This window comes from Bradyrhizobium hereditatis (assembly GCF_020329435.1).
GTDB lineage: Bacteria > Pseudomonadota > Alphaproteobacteria > Rhizobiales > Xanthobacteraceae > Bradyrhizobium > Bradyrhizobium hereditatis.
The window spans coordinates 1-16,657 of sequence record NZ_JAGKJK010000021.1 but is presented as its reverse complement, the minus strand read 5'-3'; the positions used below and the strand labels follow the sequence as shown (position 1 = coordinate 16,657).

Here is a 16,657-nt window from a genome sequence, read left to right as displayed (position 1 = left end):
GGCTGCGGCGGAATTTTTTCGCCGGCCGTTAACTCGACCTGAGGACGCATCGGTTTTGATGTGGGCAAGGCATCCTTTTCGTTTTCCAACTCCCCGCCTTCTCCCACCCGGCGCATCCCGCGCGCCCAAAGCCAAGAGATTCCGGCCATGCTTGCCCGCTATTCGATCCGCACCAAAATCATCGCCGTGGTTGCCTTCCTGCTCGTCGCGATGACGGGCATGGGCCTGCTCGCGGTCCGGAACATGCGCGCCATCAACGCCAATACGGTCGACATTTCGACAAGCTGGCTGCCGAGCGTCCGCTTGCTGGGCGATCTGCGCGCCGGCGTCATCACCTACCGCAACGTGATCCGCGAGCACATGCTGTCCGAGACTCTGGAAGAGAAGCTGGCGATGGAGAAGACGCTCGCCGCCGTCGTCGAGAGCAACAGCAAGGTCCGCACGGCCTATGAGCCGCTGATCACCTCGGCCGAAGAGCGCGCTCTGTACAATGAATGGGTCAGGCTGTGGGAGAGCTACAAGAAGGGCACCCAGGAGGTCATGGAGCTGTCGCGCAAGGCGGCCGGCAAGATCCCGACCGAAGCCCACGACCTCAATACCACGACCGTCAACAAGATCGGGCTCGAAGCCGATGCCGTCCTGAAAAAGGATGTCGACCTCAACAATGCCGGGGCTGACAAGGCGGCGCAGGAAGCCGCCAATAGCTATACCGCCGCTCTCATGCTGCTGGCCCTGATTCTCGGTGCGGCCGTCACGATCGGCGTGGGCATCAGCGCCTATCTGGTTCGCGATGTGTCGAGCGGCATTGCCTCGATCGTCAAGCCGATGCAGGCGCTGGGTAACGGCGATCTGAGCGCCGAGGTGCCGCATCAGGGCGAGAAGACCGAAATCGGCGCGATGGCGGACACGTTGCAGGTATTCAAGCAGGCGCTGATCGCCAAGAAGGCCGCCGATGAGGCGGCCGCTGCCGATGCCGAAGCCAAGATCGAGCGCGGCCGGCGGGTCGACGGCATCACCCGCAGTTTTGAAAACGTGATCGGCGAGATCGTGCAGACGGTATCGTCGGCCTCGACGCAGCTCGAAGCTTCGGCCGGCACGCTGTCGGCGACGGCCGAGCGCGCGCAGTCGCTGACGTCTGCGGTGGCCTCGGCTTCCGGGGAAGCCTCCGCCAACGTGCAGTCGGTGGCCTCGGCGACCGAAGAGCTGTCATCCTCGGTCAGCGAGATCGGCCGCCAGGTGCAGGAATCGGCGCGGATGGCAACCGATGCCGTCGGCCAGGCCCGCGTCACCAACGACCGCGTCAGCGAATTGTCCAAGGCGGCGAGCCGGATCGGCGACGTCGTCGAGCTCATCAATACCATCGCGGGCCAGACCAACCTGCTCGCGCTCAACGCCACGATCGAGGCGGCGCGCGCCGGTGATGCCGGCCGCGGCTTTGCGGTGGTGGCCTCCGAAGTCAAGGCGCTGGCCGAGCAGACGGCCAAGGCGACCGGCGAAATCAGCCTGCAGATATCAAGCATCCAGGGCGCGACCCAGGAATCGGTGAGCGCGATCAAGGAAATCAGCGGCACCATCGAAAGGCTGGCGGAGATTTCCTCGGCGATTGCGGCTGCCGTCGAACAGCAGGGCGCGGCAACCCAGGAAATCTCCCGCAACGTGCAGCAGGCCGCCCGTGGTACCCATCAGGTCTCCAGCAACATCACCGACGTGCAGCGCGGCGCCAGCGAGACCGGCGCGGCTTCCTCGCAGGTGCTCTCGGCAGCGCAGTCGCTGTCGGGCGACAGCAGGCGTCTCAGGCTCGAGGTGGGCAAGTTTCTGGAGTCGGTCCGGGCAGCCTGACAGCCGGCGGACGGCAGACGAAGGGCCCGGCTTCCGGACAGGGAGGCGGGCCTTTTCGCTTCCGGCGGCGAAGCCGAGAGCGACACAACCCGCCTGCACAATCCCTAGTTTCCGCAAGCGGAAATTAACCGGTCGCCGCTAGGCTGCCCGCATCTTCGGGATTCGCGCGCGAAGGTTGCCGGCTCCTTGCCGCAAATTCCGCCTCAGGAAAAACTGCTTCAGAAGAATTTGGGGTCGTCGACATGATCAAGCTCAACCGTATCGGAAACAAACTGGGCTTGGCCGGGGCGGTCGGCGTCCTGCTGGCGATCGGCATGGTCGCCAACCAGATGGTCACCGAAGCGAGAATCCAGGAAGCCAGCGGGCGCGCTTCGCGATCGCAGAAGGTGGCTGACAATTCGCTCTCCGCGCATATCGATTTGCGCAAGATCCAGCTTTCCGCCGGCGACGTCCGCCTGGCGAGAGCTCCCGCCGAGGTCGAAAACGCCCTTGCCGATCTGCAGCGCCATAAGGCGAACGCGGCAAAGGAGCTGGAGGCCGCGCTGGCGATGGCCCAGCAGCCGGATGCCAGAGAGCGGCTGCAGAAGACCAAGACCTTGATGGAAGGCTTCGTTGCGGCGGTGGAAGATCTCGCGAAGGCGCAGACCACGCTGCTTGCGCAGATCGAGAAGCGCTCGGCGATTTCCGAGGAATGGAACAAGGCGGTCGATACTCAGCTGAAGTTGCCGGCCATGCAGAAGCTGGACAACCGCCTCGAGATCGAGCGTCTGCTGTTTCAGGCCGACGGCAAGGTGAACGCGCTGCGGGCTGGCGCCTGGAAGCTCGGCGCCACCGGCGATGCCAACCTGGTCACGGAGATGGCCAAGACCGAGGCCTCCCTGAAGGATGTCTTCAACAAGCTGCGCGGCGAGGCCGATGACCGGGATTTGCTGGTCGTGGTCAGCAACCTTTCCTCGATCGTCAAGCGCTTCCTGGCCGCCAACGAGGAAGCCGTACGGACCGAGCAATCGAAGAGCGACATCATCGCCAACCGCACCGTCAAGGCCGCCGCTGAAGTCGCCGGCCTGATGGAGGCGACCGTCGAGGCTGCGCAAAGGGACGCAAAAATCTCCAAGGACGCGGTCATGGCCGATACCGAGCGCGCCAACAGCATCAACCTGATCATGGCGATCGTCGTGGTCGCCTCGCTGATCGCTTCCGTGGTGTTCTCCTTCCTCGGCGTCGCCCGTCCCATGACCCGCCTCAACGGCGCGCTGGGCGAGATGGCCGGCGGCAATCTCGACGTCGAGATTCCCGGCGCCGGCCGCGGTGACGAAATCGGCGACCTCGCCAAGACGGTGACCGTCATCCGCGAGAACGCCGAGCGGAAAGCGCGAGAGGAAGCCGAGGCCAAGGTTCAGCAGGACCTGGTCGCGGCGCAGCGGCGCAAGGCCGAGATGATCAAGCTCGCCGACGATTTCGAAGGTGCGGTCGGCAAGATCGTGGAGACGGTTTCGTCGGCATCGACCGAACTCGAAAGCGCCGCGGGTACGCTGACCGCGACCGCCGAGCGCGCCCAGGAGCTGACCACAATGGTCGCCGCGGCCTCCGAAGAAGCTTCCACCAACGTGCAGTCGGTGGCTTCCTCCACCGAGGAAATGGCATCGTCCATCACCGAGATCGGCCGTCAGGTTCAGGAATCGGCGCGGATGGCCAACGAGGCCGTCGACCAGGCCCGCACCACCAACAACCGGGTCAGCGAACTGTCCAAGGCCGCGGCCCGCATCGGTGCGGTGGTCGAGCTCATCAACACCATCGCCGAGCAGACCAATCTCCTGGCGCTCAACGCCACCATCGAGGCAGCCCGCGCCGGCGATGCCGGCCGCGGTTTTGCCGTCGTTGCTTCCGAAGTGAAGGCGCTGGCGGAGCAAACCTCGAAGGCGACCGGCGAGATCGGCCAGCAGATCACGGGTATCCAGGCCGCGACGGAAGAGTCCGTCGAGGCGATCCAGGCGATCAGCTCCACCATCGAACGGCTGTCGGAAATCTCCTCGACCATCGCCGCTGCGGTGGAAGAGCAGGGCGCGGCCACCCAGGAGATCTCGCGCAACGTGCAGCAGGCGGCGCGCGGCACCCAGCAGGTCTCGGCCAACATCACCGACGTGCAGCGCGGCGCTGGCGAAACCGGCACGGCCTCGTCGCAGGTGCTCTCGTCGGCGCAGTCGCTTTCGTCCGATTCTAGCCGCCTCAAGCGCGAGGTCGGCAAGTTCCTGAATTCGGTGCGCGCGGCGTAAAGCCGCCAATCGACCGCAATGCGAAAGGGCCCGCCCCTGAACAGGGCTGGGCCTTTTTCCGTTCTGAGTCGCTCAATACCGGCCGCGCGTTCCGGCTAACGGAAATTCCGTATATCTACTGATTGCAAAATTAACGGGTAGAAAGCCGCCGGCGTATACGATTCCGCGAATTAGGGGCCGACGACCATCGTCGTCGCGTGGAGATCGCGCATGTTTGAAATGATTAGCCGGGCCAGGATGACCGTTGGCCGAAAAATCTATGCCCTCATCTGCCTCAGCTTTGCCGGGCTCCTGGGCGTTACCTTTCTGGAGTCCCGTGAGCTGGCCTCCGGCCTCCATCAGCAGAAGCAGATCGAACTACGGCATCTCGGCGAACTTGCGCTCGGCATCGTCAAGGAAGAGCATGCCGCCGCACAGAAGGGCGGCGTTTCGGACGCCGACGCGCAGAAGCGGGCGATGGCGCGGATATCAGCGCTTCGCTACGGCAACAACGACTATTACTGGATCAACGACATGCATCCCAAAATGGTGATGCATCCGATCAGGCCGGAAATGAACGGCAACGATCTCTCGGCCTACAAGGATCCGAATGGCAAGCTGTTGTTCGTCGACTTCGTCAATACGGTCAAAAAGGATGGCTCCGGTTTCGTGCCCTACGAGTGGCCCAAACCGGGATTCGACAAGCCGCAACCGAAATTGTCCTTTGTGGTTGGCTTTGCGCCGTGGAACTGGGTCATCGGCACTGGTGTCTACATCGATGATCTGAATGCCCAGACCTGGGTATCGACCCAGCGCTCCCTGATCGTCGCCGGCGTGATTCTGTTGTTCATGCTGGCCGTATCCATCTTCGTGGCGCGGAGCATCACCGCCCCGTTGCAGCGCATGACCGTTGCGATGAACGACCTTGCCAGCGGCAAGCTCGACACCGAGGTGCCCGGCGTCGGGCGCGGCGACGAGATCGGCGAGATGGCCAAGGCCGTCGAAGTGTTCAAGAGCAATGCGGTCGAGCGTCAGTCGCTGGAGGCCGAGCAGCGCGCGGCCGAGAGCCGCGCCGTCGCGGGCCGCAAGGCTGATATGAACAAGATGGCCGACGATTTCGAGGCTGCGGTGGGCCAGATCGTCGAGACCGTATCGGCGGCTTCCAGCCAGCTCGAAGTGTCGGCGGGCATACTCACGGCGACTGCGGACCGCGCGCAGGAACTCACGACGACCGTCGCGGCAGCCTCTGAAGAGGCATCGACCAACGTGCAGTCGGTGGCATCGGCCACCGAGGAGATGGCCTCGTCCGTCACCGAGATCAGCCGGCAGGTCCAGGAATCGGCGCGGATGGCCAATGATGCGGTGGGTCAGGCCCGCACGACTAATGAGCGTGTCAGCGAATTGTCGAAGGCGGCGACCCGCATCGGTGATGTCGTCGAGCTCATCAACACCATCGCCGGGCAGACTAACCTGCTTGCGCTCAACGCCACCATCGAGGCGGCGCGCGCCGGCGAGGCCGGCCGCGGCTTTGCGGTCGTGGCCTCCGAAGTCAAGGCACTGGCCGAGCAGACGGCGAAGGCCACCGGCGAAATCGGCCAGCAGATCACCGGCATCCAGGCGGCGACCCAGGAATCCGTGAACGCGATCCAGGCGATCAGCGGCACCATCGAGAGGCTGTCGGAGATCTCGTCGGCCATCGCAGCGGCCGTGGAAGAGCAGGGCGCGGCGACGCAGGAGATTTCTCGCAACGTGCAGCAGGCCGCGATGGGCACCCAGCGGGTTTCCTCCAACATTGCCGACGTGCAGCGCGGCGCCAGCGAAACCGGCTCCGCCTCTTCGCAGGTGCTCGCGGCGGCGCAGTCGCTGTCGGGCGACAGCGGCCGGCTCAAGCTGGAAGTCGGCAGGTTTCTCGACTCGGTGCGGGCGGCCTGATTGCGCAGCGGCGTGCTCGGAAGCCGGCCGCTATGCCGGCTTTCGCGATCAAGGCGATTCGAATCAGAAACGCGAACTGCCGTGAGTAGCCACTTTTTAAGGTGCACGAGGCGCAGGAGACATCCATAGATCGAAGGATTGCGATTGCGGTGCGAGCCAACCAATCGCTTTGAGCGAAAGCCGATCGAAATGTGGCGAACGAAGTTCCGAAATCGGGAAAACTTGGTAATATGCAAGGGCATCGCGAAGGTGCCATGTGTTCTGCGTCAATGAAGACGGGCCAGGACTCAAGACGCTTCATCCGCGGGAAGGGTGCATCGAAGCTCCCGTTCACCGTGGTCAAGTTGCGCGTGCCATCAATCTCAATCCGGCTAGCGTCTTTTTTTCGTTGTTGTGACGATCGCTACCGACGGCTCGGATGACCGCCGCGTGTCGTTGCTTGATGAACTAGTTGAGTCAAATTTCGTAAAGGTCAGCCGTTCTCTAGACGTTGATCGTTTCCGGAGCATCGAAGGACTGGGCGACGCCAGGAGCATTCCGATCGACGCCAAGGCCTTCAATGCCTCTTTCGCCTCCTTGAAGCTGAAGTCCTGCTCGGTCCATCTGCAGCGAACGTTCCCGCGAATTCTGCAGATGCGCTATTCTACGACCGGCGCGATCGTCGGCCTCACGATGGACGATGCGGCTTCGTTGATCATCGACGGCGTTGAAGCCCGTTCGCCGACCTTGCTGCTGGTCAAGGGCACGGCGAAGTGTGAGATCGTCGAGCAGCAGGCCAATCTTGTGGCGCTTGTGAATTTCGCTTCGATCGACGATCGAGGCTGGCCGGGCGATGCCGACAGTGCTCAACTGATAGTGACATCGCCGGATAGATGCCAAGCTCTACGGGCGACGGTTGCCGACGTCCTGACGCTCGCTTCGCATTCGCCCGATACGTTCGCCCAGCCGAACGTGATCGAGCATGTCGAAGAATCGATTCTGCAGGCATTTGATCTGGCGATGGCCGCGGCATCGCCCACGCCCGAAGCCAAGCGCCTGAGTCTGAGCCATTATCTCGCGCTGGTCCGAAAGCTCGACGAGTTCGTAGCCGCCAACGCCGGCAAGACGCTGTACAGCGCCGATGTCGCGCGACAGCTTGGGGCGTCCGTGCGAACGCTGCATAACGCCGTGGTTGCCATTCGCGGCATGAGCATGCATCGCTATATGCGGCTGCGCCGCCTCTGGAATGTGCGTCAGCAGCTGGTGCGGGCGGACGCGCCGCAGTCGATCAAGGCCGTCGCGCTCGTGAATGGCTTCTGGCACATGGGCGAGTTCTCTTCGCTCTACCGCGAATTGTTTGGCGAGACGCCGCAGCAGACATTGTCGGCAGCCCGCAACAATCCGGATAGGCAGTCGTGACGACACCGCAGCTCTGGGATTCCGTTTCGTGCCCCGGACGCAGCGCAGCACGCCGTGATGCGCTGTAGAGCCGGGACACGAGTATTATCCCACCCGCCACTCCAGCACGCTATCGTCGGCCGCAACGATATCGCCGAGTGATCCTACCGGCGTCCGGTCCATGTTCAGCAGGTGCTTAAGCGTTACAGCGTCACCAGCAGGGATGCGGGCCAGCGCGCGCTGATCGCCTTCGGTGCGCAGCATCACCACGCCGTGCTCGACTTCGCCCGTGCCCTTGTAGATCACGGTGAAGCTTTCGACCTTGCCCTTGCCCGAGGCTTCGGTAACGAAATCAGGCACCTTGCGGCGATTGCGATCGGCTTCGGCTTGCACGCTGGTATCCTGCGCGAGCGCCTGTTTCGGCGCCTCGCGCGACAGCACCAGCCCATGATGCTTGGTGACGAAGCCGCCCTGGCCATAGAGCAGGCCGAGCTTGCCGCGTTCGCGAAGCTTGCGCACCATCGCGACAGCGGCATGCGTCATGTAGGTATTTAGCGGCGCGCCGAAGAAGGTGAGGCCGCCGGTCACGGTCGGCTGCACGTCCGCGCCGAGGCCAAGCGTCCGCCGCGCCATCTTGGGGACACAGGGGAAGCAGCTATAGAGTTCGATGGCATCGAATTTCTTGCCGTCGCCTTCGACGAGATCCATCACCGCCTTCAGCACCGCGTTCTGCGGATGGCTCTCGTAGAACTGATCGCGCACGAGATAGTCGCGCGGCTCTTCCGCCGAGGCGCCGCCGATTGGATAGACGAGACGGTTTTCGGGCACGCCGGCCGCGCGCGCCTTGGCGAGCGAGGTCAGCAGCACCGCGCCGCCCATGTTCACGGTCGGATTGGCCACCATCAGCTTGGTGTAGGGCCAGGCGATCAGCCGGTTCTCCGGCGTCGGCGTGGTGATCTCCTCCGGTGCAAAACGCTTCCTCAGCCAGGAGTTCGGATTTTCCGACGCCACTTTCGAATAGGTCGACCACAGCGCGCCGGACTCGGCGAGCGCTTCGCGCGGCGTCTGGCCCCAATGGGCTGATGTCGCCGATTCATAGAGCGGGTAGACCGTGATCGGCCTGAACACGCCGAGCTTGACCGCCATCGGCTTCTGGAATGCCGCGCCGCGCTTCGGCTCCTCGACGTCATGGGCGAATGGAGTCCACGGCAGCGAGATGCCGCCGCGCTCGGCCTTGGTCGCGGTCGATTGCGCCTCCGCGCCGCAGACCACGGCGACGCTGCATTCGCCGCGCGCGATTCGCTTGGCCGCTTCGTGGATGTAGCGGATCGGGCTCTCGCCGCCGACCGGCCCGTAATAGCAATGCGCCGGATTCGCGCCAAGCCGCGCCGCCAGCAACTTCTCCGGATCGCGGTAGCGCCAGCTCAGGAAATTAACGACATCGAGCGAGCCGAGCTCGCCAAGCAGCGTTGCCCCGCTGTCTGCCTCCGCCCGCCGCACCGCCTGTTCGAGCAGCGCCAGCGGCTCGAGGCCTGCGGCGACGTCCTTGGGCCGGTCGACGATTTCGCCGACGCCGACGATGACGGGAATGCGGTCTTCGGGGAGGGAGGTGTTCGACATTTTTTCTTGTTCTCTTTCAGATTTCTTCAAACCTCATCCTGACGAGCCGCGAAGCGGCGTCTCGAAGGATGGGCCGCGGGCCTCATGGTTCGCCCGGCGATGCGAAGCATCGTCCGGAGACGGCGCTTCGCGCCTCCTCACCATGAGGGGATAAATTCACTCCTCCATCAGCATATTCATATGCTCCACCGCATCGGCAAAATCCTCCTTGAATTCCTGCACCACGGCGCCGGCGGATTTCACGCTGTCGATCAGGCCGACGCCCTGGCCGACGAAATAGCTGACGAGATCGCGCGCCTGCACATTGCCGGCGGCGGCCGCGCGGTCGATCGAGTTGAAGGCATCGCGACTGATGATGCTTTGCAGCGGCATCGGCAGCGCGCCCGGGCTGTCGGGACTGCGATCCCACGCATCGGTCCACACCGAACGCAACTGCCGCGCCGGCTTTCCCGTGCGTCCTTTCGAGCGCACCGCATCGCGCGAAGAGGCCGCGATCATCTTCTCGCGGAAGATCTCGGTGGTTTCCGACTCCACCGTCGCCAGCCACACTGATCCGGTCCAGGCGCCCGCCGCGCCCATCGCCATGCAGGCCGCCATCTGCCGCCCGGTCATGATGCCGCCCGCCGCCAGCACCGGCACATCGCTGATAGCCTTGATCGCCTTGATCACCTCGGGCACCAGCACCATGGTCGAGACTTCGCCGCAATGGCCGCCGGCTTCGGTGCCCTGCGCCACCAGGATATCGACACCGGCCGCGACCTGGCGCAGGGCGTGCTCCTTTGAACCGACGAGGGCTGCAACCGGCACGCCATGCTTGCGGCCCATGTCGATCATCGCTTTCGGCGGCACGCCAAGCGCATTTGCGATCAGCTTGATCGGATGGCGGAACGAGACCTCGAGCACATCAAGCGCGCGCTGCGCATCGAACGGCTGCGGCTGGTTGTCGGCGACATTGGTCGTGGTCAGCTCGACGCCGTATTTCTTGAGGAGGTTGCGGGTGAAGTCGCGATGCTCCTGCGAGATCCGTGCCTCCAGGCTCTTCCAGGTGACGTCCTTTTCGCCGGCGGTCGAAATGTTCTCGGGGATCAGCACGTCGAGCCCGTAAGGCTTGCCATCGGTGTGATCGTCGATCCACTTCAGTTCCTGCTCGATCGTTTCAGGCGAATGCGTGGTCGCGCCCAGCACGCCGAAACCACCGGCGCGGCTGACGGCTGCAACCACGTCGCGGCAATGGCTGAAGGCGAGCAGCGGAAACTCGATGTCCAGCATCTCGCAGATCGGCGATTTCATGGCTTGTCCTCCCGGCGGCAGCATTCGGTGGTTGCTGCTCGGCTTTCCGCGAGACGCTAGCCCATCGAAGGCTTGCATGCCAAGCGGTCTCGCTCCCCGCCATCAGGGGCGAACATTCCACCGCGCAAAATATGCAATGCCATGCCGCCGATTTGCGTCTTGCGCTTTCACGCTGCGGAGAGAATGCTGGCACCAAATCAAGAGATAACCTTTAAGGGAGCCCGTCTGTATGTCCGCCACTTCTTCCGTTACCACCAAGCCATCCGGGGCCTACGACGTCGTCGTGGTCGGCGCAGGATTTGCCGGCATGTATATGTTGCACCGGTTGCGCGGGCAGGGGATGACGGCGCGGGTCTACGAGCAGGGCTCGGGCGTTGGCGGCACCTGGTACTGGAACCGTTATCCCGGCGCGCGCTGCGATGTCGAGAGCATGCAATATTCCTATTCGTTCTCCGACGAGCTGCAGCAGGAATGGGACTGGAGTGAGCGCTACGCGCCGCAGCCGGAGATTTTGAAGTACGCCAACCATGTCGCCGATCGCTTCGATCTGCGGAAAGACATCCAGTTCGACACCCGCGTTGAAAGCGCTGAATTCGACGAGGCCACCAATCTCTGGTCAGTCACAACATCAGACGGCAAAACGGTGACCGCAAAGTTTGTGGTACTCGCCACCGGCTGCCTCTCCAACGCGCGGATGCCTGATATCAAGGGCCTCGATAGGTTCAAGGGCAAGGTCTACCACACCGGTCACTGGCCGCATGAAGCGGTCGATTTCACCGGCCTGCGCGTCGGCGTCATCGGCACGGGATCGTCCGGCATCCAGTCGGTCCCTGTCATTGCCGAGCAGGCTAGTCGTCTCACGGTATTCCAGCGCACCGCAAATTTCTCCATTCCCGCCCGCAACGCGCCGCTGACCGAGGCAGAGCGGAAGAAGTTTCGCGATAACTATCCCGAGATCAGGCGCTTTGCCCGCGAAGTCGCGAAGAATGGCATTTATACGGAGATGCCTGATCGCGGCGCGCTCGACGACGGCGATAATGAGCGCCGAGCAAAATATGAGGCGCGCTGGGAGCGCGGCGGCCTCACCTTCATGTCGGTCTATAACAATCTCGCGCTCGACAAGGCGGCGAACGACACCGCGGCCAATTTCGTACGCGAGAAGATTGCCGAGATCGTCAAGGACCCGGAGACGGCAAAGCTGCTGCAGCCGAACAACCATCCGATCGGCTCCAAGCGGATCTGCATCGACACCGATTATTTCGCGACCTTCAACCGTCCCCATGTGACGCTGGTCGACATCAGGTCGAACCCGATCGAGGAGATCACCGAAACCGCCGTGCGCGTCGCCGGCAAGGACTACGAGGTCGACGCGCTGGTGCTGGCGACCGGCTTCGACGCGATGACGGGATCGGTCGCGAAGATCGATATTAGGGGACGTGGCGGGCAGACGCTGAACCAGAAATGGGCGGCCGGCCCACGCACCTATCTCGGCCTGATGAGCGCCGGCTTTCCCAATCTCTTCATCATCACGGGCCCCGGCAGTCCGTCGGTGCTGTCGAACATGATCGTGTCGATCGAGCAGCACGTCGACTGGATCGCCGATTGTCTCGCCTATATGCGGGGTCGCGGGCTCGACACCATGGAAGCGGACAGGGACGCCGAGGACAAATGGGTCGACCATGTCAACGAGGTCGCCAACACGACGCTCTATCCGCAGGCCAATTCCTGGTACATGGGCGCCAACGTTCCCGGCAAGCCGCGCATCTTCATGCCCTATATCGGCGGCGTCGGCCCCTACAGGCAGATCTGCAACGACGTCGCGGCCAAGGGCTATCAGGGATTTGTGATGGAGCGAGCAGAGGCGCCGCGCAAGGTGGCGGCGTCGTAAGCCGCTGCCGCAGGGTGGGCAAAGCGTAGCGTGCCCACCATATGCAACGCGACAATCAAATGGTGGGCACGGCGAAAACGCGCCTTTGCCGGCCCTACGATTCTGGAGAAAAATGAATGACCGACGCCCCCGTCAACCCTTCAGTCGAATACGTCCCGCCAAGAGTCTGGACCTGGAACAAGGCAAGCGGCGGCCGTTTCGCCAGCATCAATCGCCCGATCGCCGGTCCCACGCATGAAGCCGAGCTGCCCATCGGTCGCCATCCGTTCCAGCTCTATTCGCTGGCGACGCCGAACGGCGTCAAGGTCACGGTCATGTTCGAGGAGCTTTTGGCTGCCGGTCACAGCGGCGCGGAGTACGACGCCTGGCTGATCAAGATCGACGGCAACCAGTTCGGCAGCGGCTTTGTCGCGGTCAATCCGAACTCGAAGATCCCCGCGCTGATGGACCGCAGCGGGCCGGAGCCAATCCGCGTGTTCGAGTCGGGAGCGATCCTGATGCATCTCGCCGAAAAATTCGGCGCGTTTCTCCCCGCAGGCGGCGCGGCGCGTGCCGAGTGCCTGTCATGGCTGTTCTGGCAAATGGGCAGCGCGCCATTCCTCGGCGGCGGCTTCGGCCATTTCTACGCCTACGCGCCGACCAAGATCGAATACGCCATCGATCGCTACGCCATGGAAGTGAAGCGCCAGCTCGACGTGCTCGACCGCCGTCTCGCGGACAATGAATATCTCGCCGGCAAGGACTACACCATCGCCGACATGGCGATCTGGCCGTGGTACGGCGCGCTCGCCAAGGGCCTGGTCTATGGCGCCGGCGAATTCCTGTCGGTGCACGAATACAAGAACGTGCAGCGCTGGACCGATGCGATCGCCAAGCGCCCCGCCGTGAGGCGCGGCCGCATGGTCAACCGTATCTCCGGCGATCCGGCCAGCCAGCTGCACGAGCGGCACGATGCCAGTGATTTCGATACGAAGACGCAGGACAAGATCGGCGAGCTAGCGAAGGGGTGAGGGGGAGACACTATGAGCTTCTTCGAAAAAGGCGCCGTCCGCATTCATTACGAGGAAGCCGGCGCCGGCTATCCGCTGCTTCTAATCGCGGGCGGCGGATTGAACTCGAACATATCTGGCATCACCGGTGATTACCCACCGTTCAACGCCATCAAGGAATTTGGCAACGAATACCGCTGCATCGCCTACGACCTGCGCAACGCACCGCCCGGCCAGTCCACAGGCCCGCTCGAGATCGAGCGACCCTGGGACTCCCACACCGATGATCAGCTCGCGCTGATGGATCATCTCGGCTTCGAAAAATTCATGGTGCTCGGCTTCTGCATCGGCGGTCCCTTGATCTGGAATCTCATCAAGCGCGCGCCGGATCGCGTCGTTGCCGCGGTGCTCGCGATGCCCTCAGGCTCACGCCCCGAGATGCGCGACCTGTTCTACGACAACAACATGAAGGGCTGGGCCCCGCAGCTCGTCGAGCGCCGGCCCGACATTACCATGGAGCAGGCCGAGAAATTCCTGACGAAGATGTATCGCACCAATCCGGATTTCGTCTTCACCGTGACGCGCGATTTCGTCCGCCAATGCCGGACACCGGTCTTGATCCTGCCCGACGACATCCCGGCGCATCCATATGCGGTTGCCATGGAGAGCGCGCTGCTGGCGCCGAACGCGGAGGTCAGCCTGTTGGAAGGAGCCGAAGGAGAGGGTGCCACTCGCGGTGCGGCAGATACGGTCGTTTCTGCGCGCGCACCGGCCGGTGACGGCGTAGGATGGGTGGAGCCAACGGGTCCGGCCGCTGGCCGGCCCGATGATAAACTCCGCGAAACCCATCAATCTCTTGCGCGGAGGCATGATGGGTATCGCTTTCGCTCCACCCATCCTACGGCCTAAGGGTCCGTTCCCGGCGCTTCAGCGCGCGATGGCTCCCTCGGCCGGTGGAAACACCACGCGATCATCGGTTCGGCAATAACGGTCGGCGAACATGCGGCCGATCGGGTGATAGCGCTCCATGTGCACGCGCATCGCGGCGTGGTCCCACAATTCGTCGCGGATGTGGAAGTGGATCCCTTCACCCATGACGAGGAGGCGGTCGCCATTGACGTCGATCTCCTTCCAGGTCTTGCACTCCATCGCAAACGGCGCATCCGCCAGCCGCGGAACGCCGATCTTCGTCGAAGGCGCCAGCTTCAGGTTCAGGTAATCCGGCTCGCCGATATCAGGCGGAAAGTCGCCGCTACTCTCATGCATCGCGCGCGCCAGCGGCTCGTCAGTCATGTTGACGACGAATTCAGCCGTCCGCCGGATGTTGATCACCGTGTCCTTGATACGGCCGTCGGGCCTTAAGTTAGCGGCGAACATGCAGAGCGGCGGATCCTCGCAGAACACGTTGAAGAAGCTGAACGGCGCTGCGTTGACAACGCCGGTCGGTCCGATCGAGGTCACCCACGCGATTGGCCGCGGCAGCACGAAGGAGGTGAGCACCTTGTAGCGCTCACGGGGTTTGAGATCGCTGGGGGCGTATTGCATGGGACTACCTGGTTCGGCGGGGTCCGTGCCTCGCCCCGCTTGCGGGGAGAGGCCGACGCGCGGGAGCGCGGCGGGTGAGGGGGAGTCTCCGCGAACTCGCTGCCTGCTGCTTCTGCGGAAGCAACCCCTCACCCCGACCCTCTCCCCGTGAAGAACGGGGAGAGGGAGAGAAGTCTACGGCATGCTCAGTTCATGCCGTCCGACCACCATCCAGTGCACCTCGTCCGGACCGTCCGCGAAGCGGAGGTGGCGGACGTCCTGGTACATCTCGCCGAGCGGGCTCCACTGCGAGATGCCGGTCGCGCCGTGCATCTGGATCGCCTGGTCGATGATCTTGCAGGTGCGCTCCGGCACCATCGCCTTGACCATGCTGACCCAGATCCGCGCTTCCTTGTTGCCAAGCACATCCATCGCCTTCGCCGCTTTGAGCACCATCAGCCGCATTGCCTCGATCTCGCAGCGCGCCTGCGCGATGATCTGCAAATTGCCGCCGAGATGGGCGATCTTCTTGCCGAAGGCTTCGCGCGTCAGGCCGCGCGACACCATCAGATCGAGCGCCTTCTCCGCCTTGCCGATCGTGCGCATGCAATGATGGATGCGGCCGGGCCCGAGGCGTACCTGCGAGATTTCGAAGCCGCGGCCTTCGCCGAGCAAAATATTCTCCTTCGGCACGCGGCAATTATTGAAGCGCAGGTGCATGTGGCCGCGCGGCGCATGGTCGTGGCCGAACACATGCATGGGTCCGAGAATTTCCACGCCGGGCGTGTCTGTTGGCACCAGGATCTGCGATTGCTGCTTGCTCGGCGGCGCGTCGGGATTGGTCTTCACCATCACGATCATGATCTTGCAGCGCGGATCGCCGGCGCCGGAGATGTAATATTTCTCGCCGTTGATCACCCACTCATCGCCGACGAGCTTTGCGGTGGTCGAAATATTCTTGGCGTCGGAGGAAGCCACATTCGGCTCGGTCATCGCATAGGCCGAGCGGATCTCGCCGGCGAGTAGCGGCTTCAGCCATTTCTCCTTCTGCTCCTTAGTGCCGACGCGCTCCAGCACTTCCATGTTGCCGGTATCTGGCGCCGAGCAGTTCATGGTTTCCGAGGCCAGCGGATTCTTGGCAAGCTCGGCCGCGATATAGGCGTAATCGAGATTCTTCAGGCCTTCGCCGGTCTCGGCGTCGGGCAGGAAGAAGTTCCACAGCCCTTCCTCCTTGGCCTTGTCCTTGGCCTTCTGCAGCACCGCGAGCTGCTCGGGCGTAAAGCTCCAGCGGTCCTTCTTGCCTTCGCCGAGCCGCATGAATTCGACCGACATCGGGTCGACGGTCTCGCGGATGAACTTTTTGACGTGCTCATAGAGCGGCCGCACCTCGTCCGACATGCGCAAATCGTTGAGTTCTTCGCCCGGATTGAGGTTGTAGTTCGTCGTTCGCGGGATATAGGCGTGCTTCATGGATATTCCTCCCATTTGCGCAAGTGTCGCGGGCGCAGTCGGCTCGTTGGCCGGCACTGTAGACGGCAGGCGAGGGCTTGCACAAGCGCGGTCGGAAGAGGCGTAATTTTCCGCCTCATGGCAAGTGTGTAGGATGGGTGGAGCGAAGCGATACCCATCAATCTCTCAACCGCGACGGTGATGGGTTTCGCGGAGTTTATCATCGGGCCGGCCGAAGGCCGGACCCGTTGGCTCTACCCATCCTTCTGTAACGGGCCTTCGAAGGTCAATCCCTTTTTGGCGTCGTACCGTTCGCCGGGGTCTTGCTTCTGTACGGGGTCGGCGCAGGGCCGCCACCTGATGGGGTCTGAAGAGGATAGGCCGACCAATCTACGTTTCGCGTGGTCGCAAGCGCCACTGGATGGGTAACGGTCTGACCTGATCCATCGTCCCGGCGAAGGGACTCCGCTTCGAGGGCTGGTGTCGTGACCCGCTCG

The 16,657-nt window shown here is 63.2% G+C and carries 11 protein-coding genes; 7 read left to right on the top strand and 4 right to left on the bottom strand.

Features of this window, described 5'->3' with window-relative positions; translation table 11 throughout:
• Positions 1 to 147 precede the first annotated feature (147 nt).
• From J6524_RS32545 to J6524_RS32530, 4 genes are all read left to right on the top strand, one after another.
• On the top strand, positions 148 to 1,839 hold the full coding sequence (locus J6524_RS32545) for a methyl-accepting chemotaxis protein (protein WP_225677988.1): 1,692 nt from the start codon (positions 148 to 150) through the stop codon (positions 1,837 to 1,839).
• A 242-nt stretch (positions 1,840 to 2,081) separates the two neighbouring features.
• Complete coding sequence (locus J6524_RS32540) at positions 2,082 to 4,112, top strand: methyl-accepting chemotaxis protein (RefSeq protein WP_225677987.1); 2,031 nt, start codon at positions 2,082 to 2,084, stop codon at positions 4,110 to 4,112.
• Between the two features lie 219 nt (positions 4,113 to 4,331).
• On the top strand, positions 4,332 to 6,023 hold the full coding sequence (locus J6524_RS32535) for a methyl-accepting chemotaxis protein (protein WP_225678064.1): 1,692 nt from the start codon (positions 4,332 to 4,334) through the stop codon (positions 6,021 to 6,023).
• Between the two features lie 429 nt (positions 6,024 to 6,452).
• The gene (locus J6524_RS32530; protein WP_225677986.1) at positions 6,453 to 7,421 is read left to right on the top strand and encodes a helix-turn-helix domain-containing protein; all 969 of its coding nucleotides are present in this window, start codon (positions 6,453 to 6,455) and stop codon (positions 7,419 to 7,421) included.
• An 84-nt stretch (positions 7,422 to 7,505) separates the two neighbouring features.
• On the opposite strand, the gene J6524_RS32525 is transcribed toward J6524_RS32530, so the two are convergent.
• Both J6524_RS32525 and J6524_RS32520 read right to left on the bottom strand, forming a co-directional pair.
• The gene (locus J6524_RS32525; RefSeq protein ID WP_225677985.1) at positions 7,506 to 9,020 is read right to left on the bottom strand and encodes an acetyl-CoA acetyltransferase; all 1,515 of its coding nucleotides are present in this window, start codon (positions 9,018 to 9,020) and stop codon (positions 7,506 to 7,508) included.
• A 156-nt stretch (positions 9,021 to 9,176) separates the two neighbouring features.
• Positions 9,177 to 10,310, bottom strand: a complete 1,134-nt coding sequence (locus J6524_RS32520; protein WP_225677984.1) for a nitronate monooxygenase — start codon at positions 10,308 to 10,310, stop codon at positions 9,177 to 9,179.
• A 229-nt stretch (positions 10,311 to 10,539) separates the two neighbouring features.
• On the opposite strand from J6524_RS32520, the gene J6524_RS32515 reads away from it, so the two are divergent.
• The 3 genes from J6524_RS32515 to J6524_RS32505 all read left to right on the top strand — a co-directional run bounded on the left by J6524_RS32515 (position 10,540) and on the right by J6524_RS32505 (position 14,096).
• Positions 10,540 to 12,198 (top strand): flavin-containing monooxygenase, encoded by a 1,659-nt coding sequence (locus tag J6524_RS32515; RefSeq protein WP_225677983.1) that lies wholly within the window; start codon positions 10,540 to 10,542, stop codon positions 12,196 to 12,198.
• Positions 12,199 to 12,314: 116 nt separating this feature from the next.
• Positions 12,315 to 13,208: a glutathione-dependent disulfide-bond oxidoreductase gene (yghU, locus tag J6524_RS32510; RefSeq protein ID WP_225677982.1), complete on the top strand. Its 894-nt coding sequence runs from the start codon at positions 12,315 to 12,317 to the stop codon at positions 13,206 to 13,208.
• Positions 13,209 to 13,220: 12 nt separating this feature from the next.
• Complete coding sequence (locus J6524_RS32505; protein ID WP_225677981.1) at positions 13,221 to 14,096, top strand: alpha/beta fold hydrolase; 876 nt, start codon at positions 13,221 to 13,223, stop codon at positions 14,094 to 14,096.
• 18 nt (positions 14,097 to 14,114) lie between these two features.
• On the opposite strand, the gene J6524_RS32500 is transcribed toward J6524_RS32505, so the two are convergent.
• Positions 14,115 to 14,732 carry a flavin reductase family protein gene (locus tag J6524_RS32500; protein ID WP_225677980.1) on the bottom strand — a complete coding sequence of 206 codons (618 nt, stop codon included), beginning with the start codon at positions 14,730 to 14,732 and terminating at the stop codon, positions 14,115 to 14,117.
• Positions 14,733 to 14,906: 174 nt separating this feature from the next.
• Positions 14,907 to 16,181 carry an acyl-CoA dehydrogenase family protein gene (locus tag J6524_RS32495; RefSeq protein ID WP_225677979.1) on the bottom strand — a complete coding sequence of 425 codons (1,275 nt, stop codon included), beginning with the start codon at positions 16,179 to 16,181 and terminating at the stop codon, positions 14,907 to 14,909.
• Between the last annotated feature and the right edge of the window lie 476 nt (positions 16,182 to 16,657).